2 protein-coding genes are annotated in these 834 nt (G+C 46.4%); one reads left to right on the forward strand and one right to left on the reverse strand.

Annotation, left to right across the window (positions count from 1 at the left end):
* On the forward strand, positions 1 to 135 hold a 135-nt coding region (locus F2P44_RS34400), incomplete at its 5' end, for an IS4 family transposase (protein ID WP_167094583.1).
* Positions 136 to 200: 65 nt separating this feature from the next.
* On the opposite strand, the gene F2P44_RS34405 is transcribed toward F2P44_RS34400, so the two are convergent.
* On the reverse strand, positions 201 to 683 hold the full coding sequence (locus tag F2P44_RS34405; protein ID WP_167094585.1) for an immunity protein RhsI2 family protein: 483 nt from the start codon (positions 681 to 683) through the stop codon (positions 201 to 203).
* Between the last annotated feature and the right edge of the window lie 151 nt (positions 684 to 834).

Genomic DNA, 834 nt, shown 5'->3' on the forward strand with positions numbered 1-834 from the left:
CTGATCGCGAAAATTGGTGGATTCCTGGCTCGCAACAGCGATGGCGAACCTGGCGTCAAGACGATCTGGAAGGGGCTCGATCAAGTGCACGCCTCGGCGGAGACCTTACGTGCATTACGCGACGGGCAGGGGTGACTGACTTATGTATAAGGGCATGCCTCTGACCCCGTGCCCCTGCGCTATATTTTTTGATTGCTTTCTCATCCGACAGGCTCTAAAGATACAGCCATCTCCAAAGCAATTTTCAAATAGTTTAGTTCACCGTTTTTTGAGGGCTGTTCCTTTAACTCATCAAGTGCATAAATAATATCCACCCTGTGCCCAATCTGAAACAAGGATGTGTCTGCCTTATTGTTGACATAAATCCCTACAGGCTGAACTGTTCCGTCGCTCAACATTAAGTCAACTTCGTTATTGCAATTTAAATGCTCCTGACCTGCAACATATGCCTCAACAATCACTCCCGAGACGTAAAGCGTTTCCATCTCTGCTTGATAGATACTATCCCACCATTCTTCTGTGGCATATAACCCGAAAGCCCCCTTTAAACCCATCTGAGGCCGCGAAGAATCCAGGGTTAGCGCGTGCGTATCCACGACGGATTGAGGGTCGGCCTTAATCTTTTCGGAAAGCTCGTAAACAATTTTCATTCGAACGTCAATTAAATTCAAATCTATAAACATATAACATTCCTAATTATTTAACACGTGAGCCTCTTGCAAAACTAGCGGAACGGATGAAAATTGCTTGGCAGCGCAAGCGAAAAGGTGGGGGTGGGCGCCCATTTCTGGCATGATTTAGTTTCTAACGCTTAATCAAAACGCCCACACCATG

Origin of the sequence: Massilia frigida (assembly GCF_011682175.1) — a bacterium.
GTDB classification, from domain to species: Bacteria; Pseudomonadota; Gammaproteobacteria; order Burkholderiales; family Burkholderiaceae_D; genus Telluria_A; species Telluria_A frigida.

Bases quoted from the DNA above. Each gene is read 5' to 3' on its own strand.
- F2P44_RS34405 (WP_167094585.1), bottom strand. From the start codon at position 683: ATGTTTATAGATTTGAATTTAATTGACGTTCGAATGAAAATTGTTTAC.